Origin of the sequence: Streptococcus sp. 27098_8_113 (genome assembly GCF_041432545.1) — a bacterium.
GTDB lineage: Bacteria > Bacillota > Bacilli > Lactobacillales > Streptococcaceae > Streptococcus.
This window is the reverse complement of record NZ_JAPVZU010000008.1, coordinates 1-26,222: the sequence shown is the minus strand read 5'-3', so window position 1 is coordinate 26,222 and position 26,222 is coordinate 1. Positions and strand designations below refer to the sequence as shown.

The 26,222-nt window shown below is 38.2% G+C and carries 28 protein-coding genes and 1 pseudogene; 13 read left to right on the top strand and 16 right to left on the bottom strand.

What is annotated here, in order from left to right:
* Window positions 1-149: 149 nt before the first annotated feature.
* Both O3644_RS05835 and O3644_RS05830 read right to left on the bottom strand, forming a co-directional pair.
* The gene (locus O3644_RS05835) at window positions 150-1,322 is read right to left on the bottom strand and encodes an MFS transporter (RefSeq protein WP_048765649.1); all 1,173 of its coding nucleotides are present in this window, start codon (window positions 1,320-1,322) and stop codon (window positions 150-152) included.
* A gap of 76 nt (window positions 1,323-1,398) precedes the next feature.
* Window positions 1,399-1,920, bottom strand: a complete 522-nt coding sequence (locus tag O3644_RS05830; RefSeq protein ID WP_048765648.1) for a TetR/AcrR family transcriptional regulator — start codon at window positions 1,918-1,920, stop codon at window positions 1,399-1,401.
* 169 nt (window positions 1,921-2,089) lie between these two features.
* Between O3644_RS05830 and O3644_RS05825 the strand changes: the two genes are divergently transcribed.
* From O3644_RS05825 to O3644_RS05810, 4 genes are all read left to right on the top strand, one after another.
* Complete coding sequence (locus O3644_RS05825; RefSeq protein ID WP_048765647.1) at window positions 2,090-2,950, top strand: cation diffusion facilitator family transporter; 861 nt, start codon at window positions 2,090-2,092, stop codon at window positions 2,948-2,950.
* 150 nt (window positions 2,951-3,100) lie between these two features.
* Window positions 3,101-3,703: a DUF3796 domain-containing protein gene (locus O3644_RS05820; RefSeq protein ID WP_048765645.1), complete on the top strand. Its 603-nt coding sequence runs from the start codon at window positions 3,101-3,103 to the stop codon at window positions 3,701-3,703.
* Window positions 3,704-3,705: 2 nt separating this feature from the next.
* Window positions 3,706-3,933 carry a helix-turn-helix transcriptional regulator gene (locus tag O3644_RS05815; protein ID WP_048765642.1) on the top strand — a complete coding sequence of 76 codons (228 nt, stop codon included), beginning with the start codon at window positions 3,706-3,708 and terminating at the stop codon, window positions 3,931-3,933.
* Window positions 3,930-4,577: a nucleoside triphosphate pyrophosphatase gene (locus O3644_RS05810; protein ID WP_048765641.1), complete on the top strand. Its 648-nt coding sequence runs from the start codon at window positions 3,930-3,932 to the stop codon at window positions 4,575-4,577. The genes O3644_RS05815 and O3644_RS05810 overlap by 4 nt, the downstream gene beginning before the upstream one ends.
* Window positions 4,578-4,676: 99 nt before the next feature.
* Here the strand turns inward: O3644_RS05810 and O3644_RS05805 are convergent, their stop codons facing one another.
* The 10 genes from O3644_RS05805 to O3644_RS05760 form a co-directional block, all read right to left on the bottom strand.
* Window positions 4,677-5,849: a family 1 glycosylhydrolase gene (locus O3644_RS05805; protein WP_048765640.1), complete on the bottom strand. Its 1,173-nt coding sequence runs from the start codon at window positions 5,847-5,849 to the stop codon at window positions 4,677-4,679.
* A 40-nt stretch (window positions 5,850-5,889) separates the two neighbouring features.
* Window positions 5,890-8,754 (bottom strand): hypothetical protein, encoded by a 2,865-nt coding sequence (locus O3644_RS05800; RefSeq protein ID WP_371595287.1) that lies wholly within the window; start codon window positions 8,752-8,754, stop codon window positions 5,890-5,892.
* A gap of 301 nt (window positions 8,755-9,055) precedes the next feature.
* Window positions 9,056-10,438 (bottom strand): hypothetical protein, encoded by a 1,383-nt coding sequence (locus O3644_RS05795; protein ID WP_371595286.1) that lies wholly within the window; start codon window positions 10,436-10,438, stop codon window positions 9,056-9,058.
* Between the two features lie 256 nt (window positions 10,439-10,694).
* A complete protein-coding gene (locus O3644_RS05790; protein WP_371595285.1) occupies window positions 10,695-11,960 on the bottom strand; it encodes a tyrosine-type recombinase/integrase in 1,266 nt (421 codons plus the stop codon).
* An 85-nt stretch (window positions 11,961-12,045) separates the two neighbouring features.
* Entirely contained in the window at window positions 12,046-12,306 is a 261-nt protein-coding gene (locus O3644_RS05785) for a MerR family transcriptional regulator (protein ID WP_371595284.1), read from the bottom strand.
* Window positions 12,299-12,886: a replication protein gene (locus O3644_RS05780; protein WP_371595283.1), complete on the bottom strand. Its 588-nt coding sequence runs from the start codon at window positions 12,884-12,886 to the stop codon at window positions 12,299-12,301. The genes O3644_RS05785 and O3644_RS05780 overlap by 8 nt, the downstream gene beginning before the upstream one ends.
* A gap of 343 nt (window positions 12,887-13,229) precedes the next feature.
* Complete coding sequence (locus O3644_RS05775; protein WP_371595282.1) at window positions 13,230-13,952, bottom strand: hypothetical protein; 723 nt, start codon at window positions 13,950-13,952, stop codon at window positions 13,230-13,232.
* A 1-nt stretch (window position 13,953) separates the two neighbouring features.
* Window positions 13,954-14,505: a hypothetical protein gene (locus tag O3644_RS05770; RefSeq protein ID WP_371595281.1), complete on the bottom strand. Its 552-nt coding sequence runs from the start codon at window positions 14,503-14,505 to the stop codon at window positions 13,954-13,956.
* A gap of 13 nt (window positions 14,506-14,518) precedes the next feature.
* Entirely contained in the window at window positions 14,519-14,899 is a 381-nt protein-coding gene (locus O3644_RS05765) for a hypothetical protein (RefSeq protein ID WP_371595280.1), read from the bottom strand.
* Window positions 14,900-15,123: 224 nt separating this feature from the next.
* Complete coding sequence (locus O3644_RS05760; RefSeq protein WP_371595279.1) at window positions 15,124-15,609, bottom strand: XRE family transcriptional regulator; 486 nt, start codon at window positions 15,607-15,609, stop codon at window positions 15,124-15,126.
* A gap of 361 nt (window positions 15,610-15,970) precedes the next feature.
* On the opposite strand from O3644_RS05760, the gene O3644_RS05755 reads away from it, so the two are divergent.
* The gene (locus tag O3644_RS05755; protein ID WP_371595278.1) at window positions 15,971-16,654 is read left to right on the top strand and encodes a hypothetical protein; all 684 of its coding nucleotides are present in this window, start codon (window positions 15,971-15,973) and stop codon (window positions 16,652-16,654) included.
* Window positions 16,655-16,915: 261 nt separating this feature from the next.
* Here the strand turns inward: O3644_RS05755 and O3644_RS05750 are convergent, their stop codons facing one another.
* Window positions 16,916-17,239, bottom strand: coding sequence for a helix-turn-helix domain-containing protein (locus O3644_RS05750; protein ID WP_371595277.1), 324 nt, complete (start codon window positions 17,237-17,239; stop codon window positions 16,916-16,918).
* A 144-nt stretch (window positions 17,240-17,383) separates the two neighbouring features.
* Between O3644_RS05750 and O3644_RS05745 the strand changes: the two genes are divergently transcribed.
* Window positions 17,384-17,629 carry a hypothetical protein gene (locus O3644_RS05745; RefSeq protein WP_371595276.1) on the top strand — a complete coding sequence of 82 codons (246 nt, stop codon included), beginning with the start codon at window positions 17,384-17,386 and terminating at the stop codon, window positions 17,627-17,629.
* Between the two features lie 801 nt (window positions 17,630-18,430).
* Here the strand turns inward: O3644_RS05745 and rpmG are convergent.
* Entirely contained in the window at window positions 18,431-18,580 is a 150-nt protein-coding gene (gene rpmG, locus O3644_RS05740) for a 50S ribosomal protein L33 (protein WP_001265622.1), read from the bottom strand.
* 15 nt (window positions 18,581-18,595) lie between these two features.
* Window positions 18,596-18,778, bottom strand: coding sequence for a 50S ribosomal protein L32 (gene rpmF / locus O3644_RS05735; RefSeq protein ID WP_008809991.1), 183 nt, complete (start codon window positions 18,776-18,778; stop codon window positions 18,596-18,598).
* Window positions 18,779-19,030: 252 nt separating this feature from the next.
* Here rpmF and ilvD point away from each other — a divergent pair, with 252 nt between their 5' ends.
* A complete protein-coding gene (gene ilvD / locus O3644_RS05730; protein WP_371259085.1) occupies window positions 19,031-20,752 on the top strand; it encodes a dihydroxy-acid dehydratase in 1,722 nt (573 codons plus the stop codon).
* 69 nt (window positions 20,753-20,821) lie between these two features.
* Here ilvD and O3644_RS05725 read toward each other — a convergent pair whose 3' ends face one another.
* Window positions 20,822-21,163: a metal-sulfur cluster assembly factor gene (locus O3644_RS05725; protein WP_015606018.1), complete on the bottom strand. Its 342-nt coding sequence runs from the start codon at window positions 21,161-21,163 to the stop codon at window positions 20,822-20,824.
* A 184-nt stretch (window positions 21,164-21,347) separates the two neighbouring features.
* Between O3644_RS05725 and hisS the strand changes: the two genes are divergently transcribed.
* The 6 genes and pseudogenes from hisS to O3644_RS05695 form a co-directional block, all read left to right on the top strand.
* Entirely contained in the window at window positions 21,348-22,628 is a 1,281-nt protein-coding gene (gene hisS, locus O3644_RS05720) for a histidine--tRNA ligase (RefSeq protein WP_371595275.1), read from the top strand.
* 144 nt (window positions 22,629-22,772) lie between these two features.
* Window positions 22,773-23,642 (top strand): hypothetical protein, encoded by an 870-nt coding sequence (locus O3644_RS05715; RefSeq protein WP_062004527.1) that lies wholly within the window; start codon window positions 22,773-22,775, stop codon window positions 23,640-23,642.
* A gap of 105 nt (window positions 23,643-23,747) precedes the next feature.
* Complete coding sequence (locus O3644_RS05710; protein WP_371595274.1) at window positions 23,748-24,407, top strand: DUF6572 domain-containing protein; 660 nt, start codon at window positions 23,748-23,750, stop codon at window positions 24,405-24,407.
* Between the two features lie 316 nt (window positions 24,408-24,723).
* A complete protein-coding gene (locus O3644_RS05705; RefSeq protein WP_371595273.1) occupies window positions 24,724-25,230 on the top strand; it encodes a hypothetical protein in 507 nt (168 codons plus the stop codon).
* A gap of 261 nt (window positions 25,231-25,491) precedes the next feature.
* Complete coding sequence (locus O3644_RS05700; RefSeq protein ID WP_274948368.1) at window positions 25,492-25,821, top strand: DUF4176 domain-containing protein; 330 nt, start codon at window positions 25,492-25,494, stop codon at window positions 25,819-25,821.
* A gap of 175 nt (window positions 25,822-25,996) precedes the next feature.
* A pseudogene (locus O3644_RS05695) lies at window positions 25,997-26,222 on the top strand (hypothetical protein); the annotation flags it as partial.

Here is a 26,222-nt window from a genome sequence, read left to right as displayed (position 1 = left end):
GTTTTTATCAAAAATATGGAAAATCCTTTTGAAATTATGTTATAAGCAAAAAAATCAAGCAAGTAAGATGAGGAAAGATGATTTCAAGTGAATTTCGGCAATTACAAGAAACTTGGCAGCAAAAAACTCCTGATGGAGAATCAGAAGTTTTATAGAATCTTATCAAATTTTTCTATGTAAAAGAGGCTCATGGTCATGATAACGGTCAGTCCGAGGAGGATGAGGATAGCTGGTGTCCAAGAATGGAACAAATCAAAGCTGTAGCCAAAGAGGCTTGGGCCGAAGGCGGCTAGGATATATCCTCCAGTTTGAGCCAGTCCAGATAGTTGAGCCGTTTGCGCAGGTGTAGAGGTCTTGAGGGAGAAGGTCACCATGAGATAGGGGAAGAGGGCGCTGACAGACATACCAATGAGCAGATTAAGAATCAGCCAATAAGCAAAGGAATCTGTCCGAATCAAGAGCATGGTAATACCGATCAGACCTGCCGCAGAAACCAGGCTAATCATGACCAGACGTTGACGAGCTTTCAAGCGCGCTGTCAAACTAGGAATTGTCATTGAAAAGGGCAGGCTAATCAGAGAAAAGACCGCTGCTAGTAGTCCGGTCGTATCAGTAGAAAGGCCAGCTTGCTGCCCCAAGGTTGGCAACCAAGTCATACTGGTATAAAAGAGTAGTGACTGTAAGCCACCAAATAAAATCAAGGCCCAGACTCTTGGATTTTTCAGAAGCGCTCCTTGCTCCTGCTTTCCTTGCTGTTTAGCCGCCAAGCGATGGCTATATTTGACATTGGGCAACCAAACCAGAAGAATCACAAAGCAAATCAGGGTCGATACCCAAATGAGACCTTGCCAAGAGCTCATTTGAACGATGGGAACAGCCAGAGCAGACAGAATCGTGATCGACAGCCCCATCGATGTGATATAAAGAGTCGTCAAAAGACCGACACGATGCGGCTGATTGGCCTGAATCAAGCTCGGAAGAAGGACGTTTAAGACCGCAATAGCCGCTCCTAAAATAATAGTTCCCGTATAGAGTAAGGGAAGATTAAACACGCGAATCAGCGAGCCTAGAGTTAGGACGACTAGCACAAGAGCAAACAGCTTTTCCAAGCTCATCTTTTGTGCTAAGCGCGGAGCAAAGATAGAGCAGAGGGCAAACATAATCAAAGGCAGACTGGTCAAGAGGCCCAGGGAGCTAACTGGAACCTGTAGCCCCTCCGCAATGTCTGTCAGAACGATAGGCAAAACAGTAAAAGGAGCCCGTAGTGCTATCCCGATCATCACTATACCTGGAATTAAAAATGGTGAGTGTTCTTTTTTCATAAATAGTCAATCTCCTTTCGTACGTCAAGGAACGATTATACCATATCTTTTCAGAAAATGATAGGCGAATTGCGGCTTAGTCCATCAAGTCCAGAAAATAGTGAGAAATAGTGTCTTCGTCAACCTGATTTCGTTGCTGCAACCACCAGCTGACCGTCTCTACAAAAGTTGACGTCACATAATTTTTTAAAAAGTTGTCTGGCAGATGGCTTTTTTTCTGCAATAATTTCTGCTCAATCATGGGAAAGAGATAGCGCTCAAGCTCGATTTTCAGGCGGTTGATGAAATAAGTATTTTTAGCTAGAAGAAGGGTGGCTATCCGATCCTGATTTTTCCGAAAGTGCTGGAAAATATGGGCTGTCGCTTCAAACAAATCGCGTCCTTCAGAGCGCTCGATAAAGGTATGCTGAAAGAGCTCTTGGCAGAGTTCCTCTAGCAGGGTTTCCTTGGTCTCAAAGTGGCTATAGAAGGTGGAGCGGCCCACATCTGCTAGATCAATGATTTCCTGAACGGTGATGCTTTCGTAGCTTTTCTGATTGAGCAGGCTGATAAAGGATTGGTAAATGGCTGCGCGTGATTTTTTTACTCGTCTATCCATGGAAATTCCGTACAAAAAGAGCTTTTTGTCTGCTAAGAGACAAAGGGCATGAACTGGCTCTTGTTTCCTTTCTGATAATAGTGGATAATATAATTGAACAGAGTGTTCGGTATTGATTAGATTATACCATAAATCGCATTATTTTAGGAAAATAAATAAGGAGGTTCACATGAAATCCAGTAGAAATATGACAATCGCTTTTCTCTTGAACTTTTCTTTTGCTATTATTGAGTTTATCTTTGGCCTTCTCTTTCATTCCAGTGCTGTCTTAGCAGATGCAATTCACGATACAGGAGATGCCTTGGCTATTGGCCTATCGACTCTTTTTGAGAAGATTTCCACAAAAAAAGAAGACCGCAACTATACCCTAGGATATAAACGCTACAGCCTGCTGGGTGCCCTCTTGACCTCAGTGATTTTGCTGATCGGTTCGACCTTGGTAATCGTGGAAAATGTCCCTAAATTATTCGCTCCTGAGAAGGTAAATTATGATGGCATGTTGGTTTTGGGAATTGTTGCTATTGCCGTTAATACAGCAGCTAGCAGAGTAGTCAGCCATGGCCACAGCCACAATGAATCCATTCTTAGTCTGCATTTTCTTGAGGATATTTTGGGCTGGCTAGCGGTTATTCTCGTATCTCTTATTTTGCGCTTCACCGATTGGTATTTCCTGGATCCGCTGCTTTCTCTCGTCATCGCAGGCTTTATTCTCAGCAAGGCGCTGCCAAAATTTTGGGAGAATATCCAGATCTTCCTAGACCATGTGCCCAGCGATGTGGATCTTAGTCAGCTTTATCAGGAAATAGCAGCGCTGGAAAATGTGCGAGCCATCACCCAGCTCAATGTTTGGACAACAGATGGCTTGGAAAAATTTGCCATGCTTCATATCTGTCTGGAAAATCCCAATTTGCTGGCTGAAACGCAGGCTGTCCTGCGCCAAAAGCTCTTAGCTTACGGCATTGCCAAAGTGACCATTCAGACCGATGAAAGCTTGCAGGAACACCAAGAATATTGTATTAGTAAAGAATAAGCCAGCTCCCCAGAGAAATTCTGGGGCTTTTGTTTGCGGAAATAAAAAAATTCTCAAATAGCACATAAATGCTTGTCTTTTATTCTTGTATGTGATATATTTATAACATAAAGGGTGTTAAATATTTCTAACACACGAAAGGAGTCTATCATGAAAAAAAGTCAAAAAATGGCTGGCCTCATTTTGATGGTCGCCACCGCTCTCTTTATTGATTTTACCGTTTTCTTTGCTCCCAGCAATCTCAACTGGCCAGCCAAGTGGATGATTGTCGGTTTAGTAAGTTTAGGTCAGCTCGTGAGTATCTGGTCTTGGTTTCACATGAAACCATGGCCTAAGAAGATGAAAGAAGTTCAAGAAAAGCAGGTCTATGATCTGACCATGAAATTTTATAATCTACTAACGCTTTCGGCAACCTCTATTTATACTGTCGGAATTTGGTTGTGGACTCCGAGCACCAATCCGCCCATTATAAAGCACATTGCTTTGGGAAGCCTCCTCGCTATCCAGTTTCTCTTTCTTTTATTTTTTGCCTTGAAAAAGGTCAAGGAGAGAGCAGACGAGCGCTTTTATGCCAATCTAGCAAAAGCAGCGACTTTGATGTTTGCCATCTGTATAGCAACTTTGCTGGTGCTTGCAGGGATCAGTGCTAATGTAGGATCTATCACAGTCAATGCTGGAATATTTTTCATCATGATTGGTGTCTTGGTTTTGCTCTTTGGATTTGTCTTCTTCTTATTTGAAAAGAGAGGTTAAAAATGGCCAAGGAAAGCAATATTATCACCAATCTTAAATCTGTCCGCGAATCCAGAGGCATGACCCAGCAGGAATTAGCGGACCGCATTGGAATGCGGCGCGAAACGATCTTGCATTTGGAAAATAATCGCTACAATCCCTCGCTAGAGATGGCTTTAAAAATCGCTCAAGTTTTTGATTTGCGGGTGGATGAACTCTTTCAATTAAAGGACACGGGAGGACAATCATGAAGACGGTTTTTGACTACCAAAGGGAAGGTGAAAAAGGAGAGATTCGCCGCTTTGTCCTGCTGTCTACATCGCCCAGACGCAAGGAATTGCTGAGCTTTTTGAATCCAGAGATTCAGTTTGTAGAAGTGGACGAGCGAGCTATCGAAGAGCATTGTATGGCAAGCATCGATGATCAGGACTTTCTGACCAAGGCAGCCAAGATTTGCTGTGAGATTTCCAAGGCCAAGTCTGATTTGGACTTAGAAGCCGAGACTCTTTATATTTCGGCTGATACCATCGTCGTAGTGGATGATCAGATTTACAATAAACCACAGGATTTAGCTGAAGCCAGTCGGATGTTTCGCTCTTACTTTGGCAAGAGCCACCATGTAGTGACCTCGGTCTGCCTACGTATGCAGGATTTTCTAGAAGTTTTTTACACCGTGGCGCAGGTGGACTTTGTGGATTATTACCCAGAATTAGAGCCTGTCATCGAGGCTTATCTGCATGACAAGCGTCCGCTGGATAAGGCGGGTGCTTATGGCTTTCAGGAGCTGGATCCTCGCTTTATCCGCTCAATTACAGGTGATATGCACACCATCATCGGCCTGCCTGTCGCTGAGACTAGCTATCGGATTTTTAGAGATAGCAAAGGAAAAGATTAAGGCTTTGATTGCTCTTCTAAAACATCAAAAATCTCCCCACAAGTGATTATTCACTTTCTTAGGGAGATTTTTTCTATGTTTTGAGCTTGAGACTGGATCCTAGATATTTACATCGCTCCAGCTAAATGGTGTGTAGCCAAGCAACTCAATCCCGTCAATCTCAACGGATTTAATAATTTCTTGAACGTTGTCTTGAATATTCTTAGCTAATTGCGGATGGTCAGAGACCTCAGAACAAGTCTCAATGACCAAGAGAGGCTTGTGGTAGCGCTCATATAGCTCAGACATGGCAATTCGAAGAAGGACAGGTTGTGCAAGGCAAGTTTCTACATTTTTGCGGACATATTTGTTGGTAAACAAATCTTGGATATTTTCCGCCGCATAATGTGAGAAGGCAACAAAGTCCACGATGCCTTCCCTTAAGGCGAAGACATCCTCTTCCGTAATGCCCAGATCAAGCTGATTTCGCTCAATGTAGCGAAGGAAGTGATTTGGATAGTGTCCCTTGGTCTGCACATCTGTAAAAATGTAGTTTTTACGTCTGTTCAACTCATGGCCCAAGGCATCAGTAGCTGAGTGATTTTCTTGGTGAGAGTCACTATTGATGGTAATCAAGCTACCGAATTGGAAGGTTGGATTGATGGTTTGACCGAGCTTAACCATATTTGCGGATGCGATTAGCTGATGGTGGGCAGCCAGCCAAATTTGTTGTTCTTGGTTTTCTGTGCTGTCAAAGTGTAGCCCAGCGCCTAAGAATGGCAAATAAGACAGAGCGCTCATTTCTTTAAAGGTAATCCAGTAAGTGACTTTTTCTTTAAAGTGGGTCAAAACGGCTTCGCAATACTTTTCATACATGGCAATCATTTGCCGGCTTTTCCATGCTCCGTATTTTTCATACAAATGGAGAGGGAAATCAAAATGAGACAGGCTTACAATTGGTTCAATGTCATTCTCGAGCAGTGCATCGATAATTGACTCATAGAAAGCAAGGACCTTAGCATCGGGTCTCCGCTCTTCTCCTGTCGGAAAGAGGCGAGTCCATGAAAAGGACAGCTGGTAGGTATTGAAGCCCATTGTTTTAATTTTTTCAATATCTGCCAGATAATCCTGTTTGCTGGAGCCTTGTTTGAATAAATCGTAGGCTCCTAAGGGGATTGTTCGATAGTCAACTGTTCCGTCCATGACAGAGAGACGATAGTCTTCACCATACTGGGGCAGGATGTCGGTGATTCCTAGACTTTTACCATTACTTGATAGAATATTTCTAATCATATTAGTTCCTTTCAGTATTCATTCGCTGCTTGTTCTGAGCTTATTTTTTATGTCTCTTAGTAATCATGGCCAAGGTTGATAGATTCTGTGTAACAGTAGTGAACTCAGAAGCCATGCTTTGCGATTGATATACGGCAGCAGACAGGCTGATCGAATGGGCTCTCTCTGCACTGATTGATTGTTCAATGATCATTCTTTGTGACTGTGATTCAGCGATAGATAGACTGATTGAACGCTCTCTTTCCACGCTCATTGATTGCTCAATAGCGATACTTTGTGATTGCGATTCCGCAACAGATAGACTGCGTGACTGTTCTTGCTCTAGGCTGATAGACTGCTCAATAATCTTACTTTGGGCTTCAGATTGGGCAAGGTAAATGCTGAATGAATGATCCTGTTCGACGCTGATTGATTGTTCAACGGCTCTGCTGAGGATTTTAGATTCTGCAGTAGATAAACTAAATGATTGTTCTTGCTCCAAGCTGGTAGACTGCTCAATAGTATCTCTTTTGGTTCTAGATTCCGCAGCCGCCAGACTGTATGAATATTCCTGTTCCAGATTGCGAGATTGTTCCACCGCCGCATGTTGTGATTGTGATTCTGCGATAGATAGGCTGCGTGACTGTTCTTGTTCCAAGCTGATAGAATGCTCTACGGCCACGCTTTTCGCCTCGGATTCCGCCATAGACAGGTTAGTAGATACTTCATTTTCTAGGCTGATAGACTGTTCAATAGCGATGCTTTGAATTTCATTTTCCGTCACAGATAGGCTTAGTGATGCCTCGTTCTCCGCGCTAATAGATTGTTCAATTGCTCGACTTAAGGCTTGGGATTCAGCCACAGACAGGCTGATAGACGCTTCATTTTCTGCACTAATAGATTGTTCAATTGCTTTGCTTAGCGCCTCTGATTCTACGATAGACAAGCTCGTAGACACTTCGTTTTCCGTGATAATAGACTGTTCAATAGCTCTATCTAAGACTTGGGATTCCTCTACAGACAAGCTTGTAGATGCTTCGTTCTCTGCACTGATTGATTCTTCAATAGCAATGCTTTGAGATACAGATTCAGCTATCGACAGACTAGTAGACGCTTCGATTTCTGCACTGATTGATTCTTGGATAGCAATGCTTTGAGACACCGATTCCGCCACGGACAAGCTGTTAGACGTTTCCAATTCTGCGCTAATGGATTCCTGAATTGCGATACTTTGAGCCACAGATTCAGCAATCGACAAGCTCTTAGACGCTTCGATTTCCGCGCTGATGGATTCTTGGACTGCAATGCTTTGCGAAACTGACTCTGCTACAGATAGGCTAGTAGAAGCTTCCAATTCCGCGCTGATCGATTCTTGAATTGCAAGGCTCTGAGAAATAGACTCCGCCACGGACAAGCTCAGCGACGTTTCCAATTCTGCGCTGATTGATTCTTGAATCGCGATGCTTTGAGAAATAGACTCAGCAGCAGATAAGCTTAGCGATGCTTCCAATTCTGCACTAATAGATTCTTGGATGGCAACGCTCTGAGAAATAGACTCCGCCACGGACAAGCTGATAGACGCTTCGATTTTTGCGCTGATCGATTCTTGGATAGCAATGCTTTGAGATACAGACTCAGCCACGGATAAGCTCAGCGACGTTTCCAATTCTGCGCTAATGGATTCCTGAATCGCGATACTTTGAGATACAGATTCAGCGATAGATAAGCTCAGCGACGTTTCCAATTCTGAGCTAATGGATTCCTGAATCGCGATGCTTTGCGAAACAGACTCTGCTACAGATAAGCTAGTAGATGCTTCCGTTTCTGCGCTGATTGATTCTTGGATAGCAATACTTTGCGAAACAGACTCTGCTACAGATAAGCTAGTAGATGCTTCGATTTCTGCGCTGATTGATTCTTGAATGGCAATACTTTGAGAAACAGACTCAGCAGCAGATAAGCTCAGCGATGCTTCGATTTCTGCGCTGATTGATTCTTGGATAGCAATACTTTGAGAAACAGACTCAGCAGCAGATAAGCTCAGCGATGCTTCGATTTCTGCGCTGATTGATTCTTGGATAGCAATGCTTTGCGCCACAGACTCAGCAACCGACAAGCTCTTAGACGCTTCGATTTCTGCGCTGATTGATTCTTGAATCGCGATACTTTGAGACACAGATTCAGCGATAGACAAGCTGGTAGATGCTTCGATTTCTGCGCTGATTGACTCTTGGACTACAATGCTTTGAGAAACCGACTCAGCTACAGATAAGCTCAGCGATGCTTCGTTGTCCGCACTGAGAGACTCTTCAGCGGCCATGCTTTGAGATACAGACTCAAAAATTGATAAGCTCAGCGACGCTCTATTTTCTTCAAGGATTGATTGCTCGAAGGCATGACTTTGCGCAATTGACAAGCTAGCAGAAGTATCCGTTTCCTTGCTGTCAGATTGCCCAACTTCCAAACTTTGTGTCTGTGATTCGGTTACTTCTAAACTACGAGAAGCCTTTTTACTTTCTATACTTAATGATAGAGATATTGAATCAGCAGTGCTCTTCAAGCCCCTCTTTTTCATAGAATCTGAAGAAATGTTTGTCTCAGTAGATTCTGTCGTGCTAGCTGCCTGGCTTTTCGCTGCCATTTTTTCTTGCTCCAGACTAGCTTCACTTTCTACAGATGGAGATTCGTCTACTTCTTCTCCACCGATATTCATAACATCCAAGCGGTCGTAGTATTGGATCGATTCCAAAGCTTTCTCAATGAGGAAATTCTCTCTATCTTCTGGGTTCACATTGACTTGTGGGTTACTTCCTTCATTGTTATGAGCCGCAGAAGTGGATGATTCGTCCTCTTCTCCTTTTATAAGACGCTTAAAGCCACCTAAAAAATTACGAAACATACCTTTGTTCTCATCATTATTTGGCATGGACATACTCTCCCTAATTTTAGTAATAATACTATTATAAAGGCTAGTAGAGCATCTGTCAAAATTTATTGCATTAAAATGAAGATTTTCAAAAGTAAGGGTTTTCTTGGAACTTTATAAGAGTTTTTCTCCGAATTTTATCCATTATTTTACATAGAAGATTTAGATGTCAAAGAAACAGCACATATCATAAAAACTTCAGATAGATTTTTGGTTTAGGAGAAATATATAACATTCAGTTTTTTCTCTAAAAATAAAAGGAAAAAGCCAATGAAACGCTGATTTCAAGGACTTTTAAATATCATTTGCGATTTCTATACATGATTACTCCAATAGATAAAGAGATAGTAATCAAAGCACTTATCGATAAAATTATTATATTATTAGTAAAAATATCTACTACTTGAAGAATAGATACCAAACTAACAATGAAAAGCATTATTTCCATAATCCTATTTTTTTGTAACTCATTAAATTGGTTTCGCTCTTTTAATAGATTGAGTTCTTCTTGCTTAATTTTTTCTATATACTCATCATGCTTGAAGTAAGAATTTTCTTGTAAATGAGTAAACAAGTCAAAAACGGCTCTATGATTGATTCGATAGATAAAAAGAGAAGATCTTTTATAGTTGTGAATCCACTCGTTAAATTTAATTAGCTGTTTATCATTTGAAAGTTGAAATTTTTCGAGTCCGTCCATAATAGTTTCATCTAGACAAACTAACTGAAAGAACGGAGTAGCCGAAGATAAAAAGAAGCTAGCTTGTTTTAGAAAATTAGACTCAAAATTATTAGAATTGCCGTTATTCCATACGATATAATTTGCACCTTTGTTTATATAATTAATAGAATCTAAATCAAAATAGTTTGTTAGATAATTTTTTGATCTATTTTTAGAAGACACGTTTTTCGGACTATAAGGGGCATTAATCATCCAGGTATACAATTTATCTTTTTTAAAGAATTCCATTTTATTCATTTGATCCATATTTGTGATAAAATGTAAAATAAATGTACTCTCAGTTAATTTCAAACCTCCATTTATAGATGAAAGTTCTTTTTTTATATACTTCAATATATCATCAACTTGATAATCAGAATTTAAAGAATATATCCTATTTTTCTTTTTGAAATCGGGAAATATTTGAGCTTTCATTATTGTATATGGATGGAGAAAGTCAATAGTGTAGAAAGAGGACCTTAAATCTTCAAATAATTCAATTATTATTGATCCGTTTTGAAAAATAGTGAGTGTAACAAAGAAAAAATGTAATTCATCTTCCCCGTCTATCTCTATTAAAGGAGTAAAAACAAATTTAACAAATGGATTAGATTTGGAACTATATAGACAATTTTGTTTCTCTTTTTCTAGTTTTTCGAAATATAAATTTAAATAGTAGTTAGTTTTCTCGTCTACTTTGCTTTTTAAATGTTGTAACTCTTTGGGAATTCGCCACGAGTCATGTTTTTTTATGAAAAGTTGGTTATCTTTGGTAGCTCTTAACTCCATAATTGTAGCAGGATGATTTTCAAATTTCTTAGTTATTATTTCCGTTAGTTTATTATTTTCTATTTTATATAAGTCGGTGCTTAGCATATAAAAACAAGTAATTTTAACTTCTTCAATTTTCTTGGAAATTTCGGAGATTTTTTCAGCTAAATTGATGTTATCTTTCTTTTTCATATATAGTCTATCCTTAAAGATTCTTTTGCGATAATTATATCAAAATTTAATGTGAATAAATCTTAATTAGTTAAAATGCAATTATTTCACTAAAAATAAAAAAGCCTTTGAAATCAACGTTTCATAGGCTTTCTTTATCTCAATTATTTTACTTCTGTAAAGGTTTGAAATGTTATTTTAGCGTCTTCCAAACGCTGTTAAATCAACGTTTGAAAAATTTTTATTAAAAAATGTAGTCAGAAATGTAGTCATAGGACTAATCTGTAAGTTTAGCTATTTCCCTTAGATAAATCTCAACCGCCTCAGCCTTCTTTTTAGGAGCTAATTCAGCATAAGTATCCATGGTTGTTTTGATGGATTTATGCCCCATCCTGATTTGAAGTTCCTTCCAGTTTGCACCAGCATTGAGCATTAAAGAAGCATGGGTGTGGCGAAAGAGGTGGAAACCATAGTTTGGCAATCCTAATTCAGTTAGGCGTTTTTTTAGTGTTGCACGCTCGTTTCTGTCGCACATATAGTTCCCGTAGATAGTTGGAAAAATCAAATCAACGGTAGGAAGATTATGCTTCTCGAAATAGCAACTCATTTCATTGTGGAATGCTTGTAAATCTTCTAAAATTTGTTTTGGAACAGCAACACGACGATTTCCTGAGTCTGTTTTAGCACTATTTTTACAAACCATCGTGCCCTTGATACCAAGTTTTTTGTTCCCTGCCTTCCACATTAGTGTTTTATTGACAAGGATTTCATTAGCTTCAAAATCTAGGTCTTGAATAGTCAAAGCTAACAGCTCATTAATTCGCAAAGCAGAAGCAAGCAGAGTATCGCAGATAACCCTAAATCTTCTATTAGCTCTTGTATTAGGTAAGCTGTTTAGATAGGTCAGCCAAGCAGCAAGTTCATCTTCATGAAGTACCATAATACGCTCTTTATTGGCTTTTGGCTTTGGTGGGATTTTGACTGCTCGTGCGGGATTATTGGCTAATTCAAAATTAGTTATTCCATAATCAAAGATATCACTCAACTTGTAAACGACTGCTCCAAAATCTTTGGCATGACCTTTTTTTGATTTTTTAGCTCCAGATTCAACTGATTTTTTAGATTGTTGGGCAAGCTTATTGACCCAAATTTGAATATCAGCAGATTTAATCTCTTCTGGTTTATAGTCTCCAAATTTAGGGATGATATAAGTATCAAGATAGCCTCTAACACGATTGATTGTATTTTGAGATGAGACCCAGGTCACGAAGCTAGTAAACCATGCTTCGGCTAGTTCTTCAAAATTACTGATATTTAAGGTCTCTTTTAAAGTTGACCCCTTAGCTTCAAAATCAAATCTAGCTTGAATAATTTTTCGGTCAAGGCTTCTTAAGGTTTTAGCAGTAATTGATGATGTGATTTTTTTGCCAGTTTTAACATCGATTCCAATATAGACCCCTCTTTGGGTATAGCTAATAGCTCCGTTTTTTTTGGTAGTTTTAGTAACCTTTCTATTATTGTGTATGATGATTTCTTTTTGCATAGTAGCCTTCTTACTTCAGAATATACAAAAGGCTAAAATAACGACCTCACATTTATTGTGATAGTATTATTTTAGCATATTTGGGTTACGGAGTTAAGTATTTTATGACTTCCTCGATTTTATAGTAGACTGTTCTTGTTCCTTCTATTGGAGGTTCTAGTCTATTCAATCCTGTTTTTTCCCATGTTTTCAAGGTATTGGGGGAAATTTGAAGAATTGACAATAACTCTTTCTGAGTTACAATGTTTATATATTTTTGTTTTTCTTTCTGATGTTGAACAATGGTAACTAAAGTATTTAGTAGTTGTTCGATTTGGATTAATTTAGCGTACTCTTTGTTAGTCATTAAACTCCTCCTCTTTCCCATAGCCTGAGTGACGACGTGAGTCAAGATATTTTGCAAAGAAATAAGTTTTATCAATTATTAAATCAAGTAACAACGGATTTTCAGTTCGTGCATACCTGACCAGATTATTAAACTCGGTAAAATTACGTTCCTCTATGATATCAATTACCATTGAAAGAAATTCGTCATTGTTGTTGCTGATAAGGAATTTATCCAGTTCAAAACCGCAACCAGATTGAATTTCATTGATATCGTATAAAGTCTTTTCGGGGTTTTCTGCATGAGTGAAGTAGTCATACATTCCTTTTGGTGACATAACAGGCTCTACATGGGCAGGTGCATTGAGGTTATTAGTTAGTAATTCGGAAACTTGAGAATAACTTTTGAGTGAATCAAAATATAACGCTCCATGCTTGTGAGCTTTTTTAAATTCTCCCGTTTCCTTGTTGATGTCTTTGTCGTGCCATGGGCTCAATACAAAGGGAATGTGTAATTCCTCCAGTATGTCTAGATAATTTTTAGGAGCACTATCCTGATAAAGCAGGAATGCCCATTTGTTTGAGCGCTTTTCTTTTGTCATCTTTCTCCTCCGTTCTGTGATTATTGATTATTGATTTATTGGGGGTCGTAGTAACCCCAATAAATCTTCTCTTGGGGCTTTGCCCCAACCCCCAGCCTCTCCTGCCCGATGAATCCCCATCAAACCGAGAACGCTTGCCAATTCAACAAGGGACGGGGTAGTATTTTTTGGCGCTTCACTCCTTGCCGTTGGCATCGTTGCGCGCTTAAAAAATCTCCACCCCTCAAGCCCTTGCGAATAGGCATTTTCCTGCTGGGGAGGTCGTGCCGACACTATACCGATGATGAAACTTCAAAGTAGGTTTATTGTCGCTAAAACCAGTATAGCAGGAAAAACGCTCCAACTAATCATAGCGAGAAAACAGCTCTTGCATACGTTGGTTTAATCGCTCCATATCTTTAACCTGAATTGTCCGAAACAGTCTGGCTGGTTCTCCCTCTAATTGGAAATAGCCATAACCCCTAGGTTTTATGATTACTTCATCTTTTTCCATATCAGGGAAAAGAAGCTGACGGTTATTAGCTGACATCAGAAAGCTAGTTGACAGTGATATAACACAGTTAAAATTGTATCTACCTGGTAAGTCGGACATTAAAAATCGTTGACTTGATAGGATAATCCGTAAACCCAAACTCCTACCCATGCTATTCATCATTAACATCTTGGAAAGCACTTCCTTTTGTTTTTTCTTGTCCATCTGCTCAAGATACGCTAGAAAAGCTTGCCATTCATCAAATATCAGATAAATATTGTGAGATTTAGGTTCGGATTTATTGAGCCTTGCCTCAAAGCGTTGATAGACCGTTTCGAACAACTCAAGGCAGTCAAGACCTCTGGCAACATGATTACCAGTCATTGAGAACATCTCATTATCTGCTTTGAAATCCATAAAATAGGCTTCAGCCGTCCTATCATAAAATGAAATTAGACCTAATAACCTTCTCAAAAAAGTAGATTTGCCTGACCCTGATGGTCCTGCAATAATCCAAGCAAAGTATCGGTTAATATCAATATAAACAGGGACGGGTCGCCCCCTGTTATTGATTTCAAAAACATCCTTAATCATGCTAGAAATCTTCCTCCGTTTGATGATTTTTCAAAAGCACTTCGTTTGCAGCCAATAACCGAACCTTAATAGCTAGGAAAGGTTCACGCTTAGAACGACTAACAACACAGTCCGTATAACCATTAGACATAAACTTGACTGCTTGTCGTACTTTAGTTTCAAAGTTCGCAAGTAGTTCATCAGAGATTTCTTTATCTAGATGAATGAAGAATACTCCTTGATTACTATCAGAACACTCTACACCTTGCACAAACTCCATGGTAGAAACTGGTAGTTCTGTAACCGCATCTTCTGTGAGCCAATGGTAAACCGTTGTGACTAACGGATTAGCAGGCGTTTGCTTACTCTGTTTATAACTTTCCCACATTGTCGAGAAGATTTCTCCATCTGTTATAAAAAAGAGGAGGACTAAGATTGCTCCGATAATTGGGACAATCCAAATTAAGAACCTGATGAACAAGACAAGTAATAACAAAGCTACTAAGACAGATAAAACTTGATGGTACCATTTGAACGAAAGAAATTGTTTAAAACATTTTTTTATTATTTTCATTATGAATACCTCCTTAATTTACAATAATATCAGATAGTTTAAGAACTAGATCCAACCCTATAGGTTGCTTGAATTTATCAAGATTAAAAGCAACCTCATAATTACTGAAGGTTATTTCACAACCTATGTAGTTGTCTAGAGGTTCATCGTTATAGTTTTTCAGCTTTATCTTGATGGTTGGACAGAGTTTCTCTTGTCCAATGCTTGCAAGCTGATCATAAAGCTCGCTATTAACACCTATAAGATTTCCCCAAGGACGTTGATTTTCCGTTCCCTTATTTAACAATCCAATTTTCGAATCAACAATCATAATAGTAGAAGGAATTTCAACTACTAAAGCAACTAATTCTGCGAATTTTTTAGGACTCTCGCAAAGTCCAAGATTTAGTTTCATTTTTTTACCTCTAAAAATTGAAAACCAACACAAGCGTCTCAGCTTGTCCGTCTGTTGGTGAAAGTGACTATGACGACAACAGAAACATTATATTCTATTTAAAAATGAAGAATATTTGCAATTACTCAATTTGAAGTCGTGAGCAAGACTGTCTTAGCTAAGTACACTTCTATTGTAAAGCATCTTAAGAATCTTTAATTTCAAAAATCTTGAAAGTGTTTCTCTTAAAGTTGTGCTACAGTAGCAACAAATTCAATTAACCATTCAGTTAAGCTTTCAGCGATTTGATAGGATGTTTCTTCTTTAGGAAAATCAGGGAAGTAATCATATAGAGCAGTTGTCAAGGTTGAGAGATTCTGTTGAATGTCATTCTCTTTTGCTTGAAAGAGTTGCTTTGTAGAGCTAGAACCATTAGTAAGAATTAACTCTGTCAATTGGTTAATGAGTAACTCACAGAAGTCAAGATTAGGGAAGAAGATACTTTTTACATTGGTTAGTCCTAGTGTTTCTTGTAGAGCATCCGCAGTATCTAAGGTGATGTTGCGTTTTCCTTTTAGGATTTGGCTAATTGCAGGGGCAGAAATCAATCGGATGTTATCACCAAAATAGTAAGACACTTCGTTTTGAGGGATTTCTTGTTCAATCAATTGTTGCTTGATAGATTCTCCGAGCAATTCGCAATAGAGGGTTTTAACTTTAGCTTTTAGCATAAGTTGTCCTTTCCAGTCCAAGGACAGAAAGAAACTGTTATGAGCCATACTGAATACCGAAAGGTGAAAAAAGCACACCAAATAAACGGATAAACAGATATATGCAGAACTCGACCTTTATCGTCTGAGTTTTCATATTCGTTTCAATCCGTCCATTTGATGCGCATCATATAGGACAATGTTTTTTTATAACGTTATTAGATAATATCGTTATAATAGTATTATCTACAGAGATGCCCCTACAGACTATAGCAAGGATATTCTACTTAACTATATAGGATGAACTGGTTAAAGTTTCATGATATAATATAAAAGACATGGAAAAACCTTGACAGAATTTTTGAATATGGAGAGAAAAAAAGTGAAAAATAAACCAATTCATTACTATTTACGCTATGTTGAAAATATCGAGCTTCGGAAGATAAAAACATACATCAAGAATAATGAAACTGAAGAATTACTAAGCTTAAAAGAGAAGATACTTATTTTGAAATTACATGAGCTTTTTGATAACTATGATAAACGCAAAATTGGACTTGAAAAATTTTTGGGCATTGTTAAAGTAGATGGTGAGTGTTACCTTAAAAAATCTTTAAAATTATTTAAACCATATTTCGTATCAAAGAATCAGCAAGAAAGTCTAAAAAAAGCGATTAAAAAGATTAAGAAATTGAAAGAGCGTGAAGATTATAATTTCCTAGAGTCTTTTCGTAGAGATAAAATAGAAGAACGTTTAAGGAAGATTTTATGGCATGTCATTCCAACTAAGAAAAACTTTCGATATATGCTAATAGGAGAGAAAAATGATTCGGAATCCTTTTTTTATTTTTCTGGAATAAATGATTTGAAAACTTATTCAAAATTTTTAGGAGACAGTGAGGAAAATATAGGAAAGTCGCAACCATTGGACGGAGAACTTATACGACTTACCAAGAAACTACGCAGTAAGAAAATTGACATATTAAAACTAGATAGCGAACATGAACAGCTACAAAAAGAATTAGCTGAGTATTATTTTATTGCGGAATTTTATTATCTTGGATAAAAGAAAACACCCTCTTATTTTGAAGGTGTTGTATTGACTATGCTATAAAAAATTTAGCAGTTAATTTGTACAAGGTCATATAGAAATTGTATTTTTGATAGTGTGAGCTTAAAAAACGTCCTAACTATTTGGTTAGGGCGTTTTCTATGTATATGAGTCCTTAAATATATAATTATTTAGCCGATTGCTGCTGCAATATATTGAAACTTCAGAACTGGTTTGAATCAATTTCTTTATCTTAGGTAATATATGTAGGAGTATTCACTTTTCAATCTTGCCTAGGTTTATTATCTCTAAAAAGAGATTGACATAACGTTCTCTATTATCGTTGACCTGTAATGAGCTTATTAGATTGGATAAATCGTTATTATAATTGTCTGAAAAAGGCAAGAAAAATTCGGAAGGTGTTACATTTAAAGCATTCAATATTCTTATTAGTGTGTCAACCGATAGATTTCTCTTTTCATTTTCAACAAGGTTTATAAAAGGTAAACTCAAGTCACTTAAATTGGCGAGTTCTTGTTGTGTAAAACCTCGTTTTACTCGAAGTTTTTTTATCTGAGAACCAACTGATAAAATACTCAATATTTATCCTTTCACATACTTATTTTTAACTATTGTATAAATAATTCCTCTAAAAATATATACAACATTGTATATATTTGTCAAAATACATTTACAATTATTTAAAACGATGATAAAATTATTTATGAAAGGAGATTGTTAAATATGGCAATATTAATTGAGGAAGTTACAGAAGAACCTGGATGCGCTGGTTGTGGATGTATCAGTATTGCAATACCTATAGTTATTCTATATCTATTTAGAGAATCCATTATAAATGGTATTGTTACACTATTAGCTGGAGTGTTTACAGTTTTATTGTGGTTGATTGGAATAACACTTGTAATAACTGGTGGATATTATTTATTGAAATATATTCTAAAAGAGTCAGAATCTAGAAAAAAGGAGTGAGTCTTTTTGAGGTTATACGTAATAAGAGAAAAAATATTTTCTCCTATATGGCTTATAATTATTAGTGTTATAACTACTTTGCTACTTTTATTAGTTATACTTAGTAATAGTGGTTTATTTTCAAAAAACCACACATATGTTAAAGGTAAGACAGTAGAAATACATAATGTTAACTTTACATATGAAGACTCAATTCGCTATAAAGATAAGAATGGGAGTCATCTTTTAGAAGAACTAGTCCGAAATAACTTTAAAAATAGAATCGAATATAAAGGTAACACATACGAATATTTCCGAACATATTATAATGATTATACTGATGTCTTATATCTTGATAGATATATAAAAATCAAAGAGAAAGGCAATGGAATTCATTGGGGTAACTCATACAAGAATAAAGATAATTTTCTAGATGTTGATGTGGATTATAATGGAAATATCATAAGCCTTAAATATTGATTTTCAGTGGAGGTATGTAGAGAGTATAGTTTGCTATACTACCATAGAAAATTTAATACTCTTTTATTCAAGAATAGTAACCCGTCAGATGTGTTCGTATTTAAAACTAATCTAACAGGTAGGTCTAGATACCAAAAAGAGAGTAGCTGGATACAGAAAAAACATCCTAATCATTGGCGATTGGGATGTTTTTGTATATCTGAATATCTAAATTTATTTCACAAAAAATGTAGTCAAAAATGTAGTCATTCAGGTGATTTATATTGCAATGTAATGAATTTTAGAATTTCAAGAATCGCATTAAATCAAGGTTTTTCGTTTCTACTGAAACGTAATGACCCACTATTTAACTTCTGTAAACACAACATGTTTGCGAAGTTTTGGTGAGTATTTCTTCAATTGAAGACGGTCTGGAGTGTTACGTTTGTTTTTAGAAGTAAGGTACAAGCGTTCACCAGATTCTTTGTGTTCAAGTGTAATATTTACGCGCATGGTATCTCCCTTCTATTATTCAGCTGCTGCAGCTTTAGCGATTTTACGTCCTTTGTAGTATCCTTTAAGTGATACACGGTGAGAACGTGAGTAATCTCCAGTAGTTTCGTCAAAAGTTACAGATGGAGCTGTTACTTTGTAGTGTGTACGACGTTTGTTTTTCTTCGCTTTTGAAGTGCGACGTGCAGGTACTGCCATTGTTTGTTTCTCCTTTTAGAATGTAATTCGATGCAATCTCATGATTTTCATCAACTTTAACAGTATAACAAAAGTTTTTTGTAAAGTAAAGTTACTTGACAGAATTTTTTGATTTTCTTTTTGACAATAGCAAAGCTTTTTAGTAGTCGCATATATTTTTAAGTTTATTATTCCAATATTCTGAAAATTTAAAAATTTTCTTCTGTCCAACAGAGCATAAGTGTGGTATAATAAAGCACAAAGATGACTACAATGAAAGGGAAAGACATGACAGATAAATTAGATACACGCCACAGAAGTAAGATTTATGATAGTATGGTCAAATCTCCTAACCGCGCCATGCTTCGCGCGACAGGGATGACGGACAAGGACTTTGAGACTCCGATTGTCGGAGTGATTTCGACTTGGGCAGAAAATACGCCTTGTAATATTCACCTACATGATTTTGGCAAACTAGCCAAAGAAGGAGTAAAAGAACAAGGTGCTTGGCCTGTTCAATTCGGTACGATTACCGTAGCTGACGGGATTGCCATGGGAACGCCAGGTATGCGTTTCTCTCTGACTTCACGTGACATCATCGCAGACTCTATCGAAGCTGCCATGGGCGGACATAATGTGGATGCCTTCGTCGCTATCGGCGGCTGTGACAAGAATATGCCTGGCTCCATGATTGCCATTGCCAATATGGATATTCCAGCCATTTTTGCTTATGGTGGAACTATTGCACCGGGAAATCTGGATGGAAAAGACATTGACTTGGTTTCCGTCTTTGAAGGAATCGGGAAGTGGAACCATGGCGATTTGACTGCTGAGGAAGTACGCCGCATCGAGTGTAATGCCTGCCCTGGCCCTGGTGGCTGTGGCGGTATGTACACAGCTAATACTATGGCGACAGCTATTGAAGTCCTAGGGATGAGCTTGCCTGGTTCTTCTTCTCACCCAGCAGAATCTCAAGATAAGAAGGATGATATCGTGGAAGCTGGTCGAGCAGTTGTCCGTATGTTGGAAATGGGACTTAAGCCGTCTGACATTCTGACTCGCGAAGCCTTCGAAGATGCGATCACAGTGACCATGGCTCTAGGCGGCTCTACCAATGCCACTCTGCACTTGTTGGCCATTGCTCATGCGGCCAATGTGGAGCTGACCTTGGATGACTTTAATGTCATTCAAGAGCGCGTGCCGCATTTGGCGGATTTGAAACCATCTGGCCAGTATGTCTTCCAAGACCTATACAATGTCGGTGGTGTGCCTGCTGTTATGAAATATCTCTTGGCTAATGGCTTCTTGCACGGTGATCGAATCACTTGTACAGGTAAGACGGTGGCGGAAAACTTGGCTGATTTTGCTGACTTGACGCCAGGTCAGAAGGTCATCATGCCGCTTGAAAATCCAAAACGTGCGGACGGTCCATTGATTATCCTACATGGTAATCTGGCGCCAGATGGCGCGGTTGCCAAGGTATCAGGTGTTAAAGTTCGTCGTCACGTCGGACCTGCTAAGGTCTTTGACTCAGAAGAAGCTGCTATTGATGCAGTGTTGGCCGATGAAGTAGTTGATGGCGATGTAGTCGTGGTTCGCTACGTTGGTCCAAAGGGTGGCCCTGGTATGCCAGAAATGCTGTCACTTTCTTCTATCATCGTAGGAAAGGGTCAAGGAGATAAGGTAGCTCTCTTAACAGACGGTCGCTTCTCAGGTGGTACCTACGGTCTCGTTGTCGGACATATCGCTCCGGAAGCTCAGGATGGTGGACCAATTGCCTACCTTCGTACAGGCGATATGGTCACGGTTGACCAAGATACCAAGGAAATTTCCATGGCAGTTTCTGAAGAAGAACTTGAAAAACGCAAAGCAGAAACAACTATTCCACCGCTTTATAGCCGCGGTGTACTTGGTAAATATGCTCACATGGTATCTTCTGCTGCTAAAGGTGCTGTTACCGACTTCTGGAAACCAGAAGAAACAGGGAAGAAATAGCCTATATATGACAAAAGAACCCGCTAGTTTTTCTAGCGGGTTTATTAATTTGGATGAATTTCTATCTTCTTATCTAGGACTAATCCCCAGCGCAATCCGTCCAAAGCGACTGATACGAGTGATTTTCCACGCGGGCGACCAAGTGACTTCAACAGAGACAGTCTCGATGCCCTCGATTTGCTTCAGGGACTCGACGATTTCAATAGGAACGGTTTCAGTACAGTCGCAGGCTGTGTCTGTGAAGGTCATGACAATCTTGCAGTGGCCGGTCTCGTCAAGATTGATTTCATAGATAAGCCCGAGATTGTAGACATCAAGCTCGACTTCTGGATCGTAAATCGTTTCGAGTTTCTTGATGAATTCTTCTTGGATAGCTGCGGCTCGGTCATTGATTTTGATATCGTCTCTCATCATCGGTCCTTCTTTCTCTATAGAATGGTGGTTTTATTTTCTCATAATTCTGACAATTTTTCAAGAAATTCTGGCGAATGAAAACGGATTTAGTCTTTCGGAAGGAATTTTTCTGCTCTAACTCCTCAAAACATCTGATTTATGGTAAAATAATAGATATTATATAGTTGCAGAGGATTAGAAAATGAAATTACAAAAACCTAAAGGAACTCAGGATATCCTCCCTCAGGAATCTGCCAAATGGCAGTATCTGGAGGAGTTTGCTCGTAAGACGTTTAAAAAATACAACTATGCGGAAATTCGGACACCGATTTTTGAGCACTATGAGGTCATCAGTCGTTCTGTTGGAGATACGACAGACATTGTGACCAAGGAAATGTATGATTTCTATGATAAAGGGGACCGTCATATCACCTTGCGACCAGAAGGAACTGCACCGGTCGTTCGTTCTTATGTCGAAAACAAGCTCTTTGCACCAGAAGTTCAAAAGCCAGTTAAGCTTTATTATATGGGCTCTATGTTCCGCTATGAGCGGCCTCAGGCTGGTCGCTTGCGCGAATTTCACCAAATCGGGGTGGAGTGCTTTGGTTCTGAAAATCCAGCGACAGATGCAGAAACGATTGCTATGGCGGCTCAATTCTTCAAGGAAATTGGAATTGGGCAGGTGACGCTGCAGCTGAATAGTTTGGGCAATGCAGCAAGTCGAGCTGCCTATCGTCAGGCCTTGATTGATTATTTGACTCCGCTGAAAGACAGTCTTTCTAAGGATAGTCAGCGTCGTTTAGAGGAAAATCCGCTGCGGGTGCTGGATTCGAAGGAAAAAGAAGATAAGGCAGCCGTTGCGCAGGCTCCTTCGATTTTGGACTTTCTGGACGAGGAGAGCCAGGAGCATTTTGCGGTTGTCCGCTCAATGCTAGAGTCTTTGGACGTTCCTTATGTCATTAACACCAATATGGTACGCGGACTGGACTACTACAATCACACGATTTTTGAGTTTACGACTGATGTGGCAGGCAGTGAACTGACTATCTGTGCGGGCGGTCGCTATGATGGCTTGGTTGACTACTTTGGTGGGCCAGAAACCCCTGCCTTTGGTTTTGGTATGGGAATGGAGCGTCTCCTCTTGATTTTAGAAAAACAGGGAGCAGCTTTGCCATTTGAGACAGGCTTGGATGCCTATATTGCCGTTCTAGGTGAGGCTGCCAATCGCAGCGCTTTGGAATTGGTGCAAGCTCTTCGGAATCAAGGATTTGCGGCCGAGCGAGACTATTTGGACCGCAAGCTTAAGGCACAATTCAAGTCAGCAGATGCTTTCAGAGCCAAGACCATCATTACTTTAGGCGAAAGTGAAATCGAAAGCAACCAAGTCACTGTGAAGAATAATGAAACTCGTCAAGAAGTGGTGGTTGGACTGGATCAAGTTCAAGAAAACTATCAGGCTGTTCTCGAAAAATTAGGTTGTTAGAGAAAAACTTATTCTTTCTTAAAGGCTGAGCTCTTTAAGGAATCTCAAAATATTACAATTTTGTTACACGATGAGCAAATAATGTAATAAATTGATAATATTCTGGTATAATGGATATACCCTTACATAAATAAAGGAGAAAAAATGAAAAAATTGATGAAATTTGGCGTATTGCCTGCTTGTATTCTTTTGTTGGGAGCATGTTCGGCCCTGCCAAAACCACAGAAGAAGAACGCTGAAAACGTGAAGACAGAGCAGTCTTCATCTTCTACATCAGAAAAAGAAACCAATGAAAAGCGGATTGAAAAAGACGCAGATATTATCTTGCGTGCAGTCTTTACAGATCACTCTTCAGGTTTCACGACCTTGATGGGAACTTCTGTTGACAAATGGAAGAAAGGCATTACTCAGTCTTACGTTGATGAAAACCTGTCTAAATACACACCAGAAGAAAACTATACGCTTGACTTAAAGACAGAAAAATTCCCTCCATCAAAAATCTTAGAGCTATTTGACCAAGCACGTTTTAAAGTCTTGGCTACGATTGGCGATGATTTTGAAATTACTAAGGTTGAAGACGATGGGGAAACAGCAACTGTAACATTTAAGAGTCGTGCGATTGCGACACGTGATTTGGCCAATCTAATCAATATGACCAAAGCTAGTCTGTTTGAAAATGGGATTGAAGATGTAAAAGCCTTGGAAGACTCAACGGATCCAGATCTGGAGAAGCGTTTGGCTTTGGTAAATAACTTCCTCTTCTACTATGCTTTTGACCGTATGAATGAAGACTTTGGCTACATTGCGCCACGTGAGTTTACAATGGAGTTAACGAAGACAAAAGAGGGTCGCTATATTCTTAATGACGAAAACTTTATTGAATTGCGTAAATCAATTTTTGTAAATGAGTATTCAGCAAATGGTGCGGAAACCCGTAAAGGAAACAAATCAACAGATTCTGGCTCTAAATCTGACTCAAGCTCCTCTTCATCTTCCGATAAATCAAAGATCTAATAGTTTGAAATAAGATTTAGGATCTCATTTATATAGATAACGGGTCTGGGGCTTTTTGTCTCGGACTTTTATTTTTCAACTAGCTTGAATTGACGGAGGATATGAATGAAAACAATTTATTTAAGCAAAGAAGACATGTTGGAAATCTGTCAAGATGGTGACAAGTATTTCTTGCATTATCCAACTTTTAATATTACCTGCCCAGAAGTGATTAGAGAAATCCCCAAAGAAGCTGCAGATAGTTATATGTCTGGAGAACATACTGGCAAAGAGTTGATGAATTATGCGCAGTTTGGTTTTTGGAGATCTAAAAAGCAATATACACAAGAAGAATCTGACAAGCTCTTCATCGAAAATCATCCTTCTTTTATTTTAAAAAAACCTGAAAATAGTCGTTCTCTGTTTACAGCAGAGGAATTTAGACAAATCGTTACCCAAGCCATATCTTCAGAACTGGAACCAACGGAGCTTGATGCTATTGGTATAGTTGATAATCATTTAGAGCTTCTTCTGGTGGATCCAGTTGGCTGGGAGGAAGAGATAGAAGCAGTTCATCTGGAAATGCTGCAGGAAAAACTCAACAACTATATTTATTTCCTCGAAAGCAAGCAGTATGTGGCACGATATGGCGATAACTTTAACAAAAAAGTCATCCATATTACTTTCCAATATTCTCCTTCTAACAATGGACTTGCGTTTTTAGCAGCTGCTCAGAAGGTATTGCAGAATACAGATATGAGCTTGAAGATAGAATTGCCAGATTGAGATATCAAAAGAGAAGATGTTTGTCTTCTCTTTTCTAGTATTCTTGAAATTTTACAATCTTTTCTGGACCTAATTTCTAATGTGATATAATGTAAAAAAGAATATTTCTAATCAATATTGTTAAAATCCGCAATATCCAATCTATTTGGATTTGGGTGGGGATTGTTGTGGTTGTCCCTGTTTTGAGGCAATTAACAAATGTTGCTTTTATTCAGTCTAGTGTTTAAAAAATAATATCAGGTATTTTAGCGATGATTGGGAAAGCTGTTGTTTCTGGTTGGAATAATATGGTTAATGGTATCAAAGGGTTATTTTCATGGTAAATGTATACAGAGTTAAAGGCCAAGTTTTTAATATCACATTGAATGATAAGGTGGTACAAAAAGGTTGGTATCTGATTGTGACAGATTTAGGTCAAGAATACCTTGTGCAAAGAAATTATAGTCTATCTTCTAAGAGTTTTTTTAGAATTTATCAAACTGAATATTCATTATATAACCATATTTCTGATCGAGGATTAAATAGCAATAAGCGATTGACTAATTTAGGAATAGCAATTGTGCTATCAGCATTTATCCGTTGGTTGACTCCATTTGAATTATGGTTAGGTCCGACAAATCATACGGCAAGTTTAGTTCAAGGTAGTATAAATGTATTGATCCTAGTCCTTGTTTTATTCATTTCATTTTTTTTGGTGTCCTGCTATAGGAAAATTAAACTTAAAAATTTTCTTAGAAAACAAAATGCGGATCTAAGCTATATTGGAAAAATTAGGTCATTGACTCCATTAAAAACAGTGAAAGAAGGGATTGGTTTTTGGTGATTATGAAAGCGGTTTTTATAAAAATAGTTGCTTATGCATTTTTATTTCTTATTTTTATTTTTCCAATATTTTTATTTTCCTATTTTGTTCAGTTGAGACTGTTTTTGATTATACCAATTATACTTTATATCATTTTATTTTATAATGGGATTGTTATTAACGAAAACAATCAGATTGTAGAATTTGAAATAGAAGAGAAAACAAAGTGAGATCATCTTACAAGAAAATAACATTTATATAGATATTTAAAGGAGAGCAGGAATGAAAACAAACAAGTTATTGACATTAGGTAGTGTGGTTTATTTAGAGGGTGGAGCAATACCAGTAATGATAGTTTTACGCCATCCGATTTTTAGCATCAAGGAGGAACTTTGTTATTTTGATTATGCAGGTGTAAATCAGTTGATTGGGTTAGAACCCGAAAAAATAACCTACTTTAATCATGAGGACATAAGTGAAGTGGTTTTTGAAGGATATGCAAGTGAAAATGAGGAACGAATTCAAAAAGGATTATCTGAATGGATTAAGGAACATCCGGAAATACCTAAGGCAGATGTTGATAAAATTAATTTAGCATTAAATGATAAATAGATTGTAATTAATAGTAGTTATTAAAGATGAATTAGACGTGATAATTATGGAAAAATAAAAAATCACTAAATAATTTTCATTGTTAATAGATAAGAATAAGATTGCTCCACTAAAAGGAGAGATAATTAATATGAAAAACTAATTATTCTCTCACTTAAGTGGTTATATTTGATTGATGTCCTCTGTCTCACAGTCACGTGTAGCAGGATTCAATCAGTTGCTTAGTGCCTTTGACAGCTTCGGCGGTAGTGGAGATGAGCTGATAGGAACAGGCTATGATGCAGCTCGTGTATATGCGACAAGTGTCATGAGTCCTTATTATAAAGGATTCATTCTCTACTCTGAAGCCGTTGCGGATGCGGCCAACACACTGGCGGATAACTATGTAGCCAAGTGTGGAG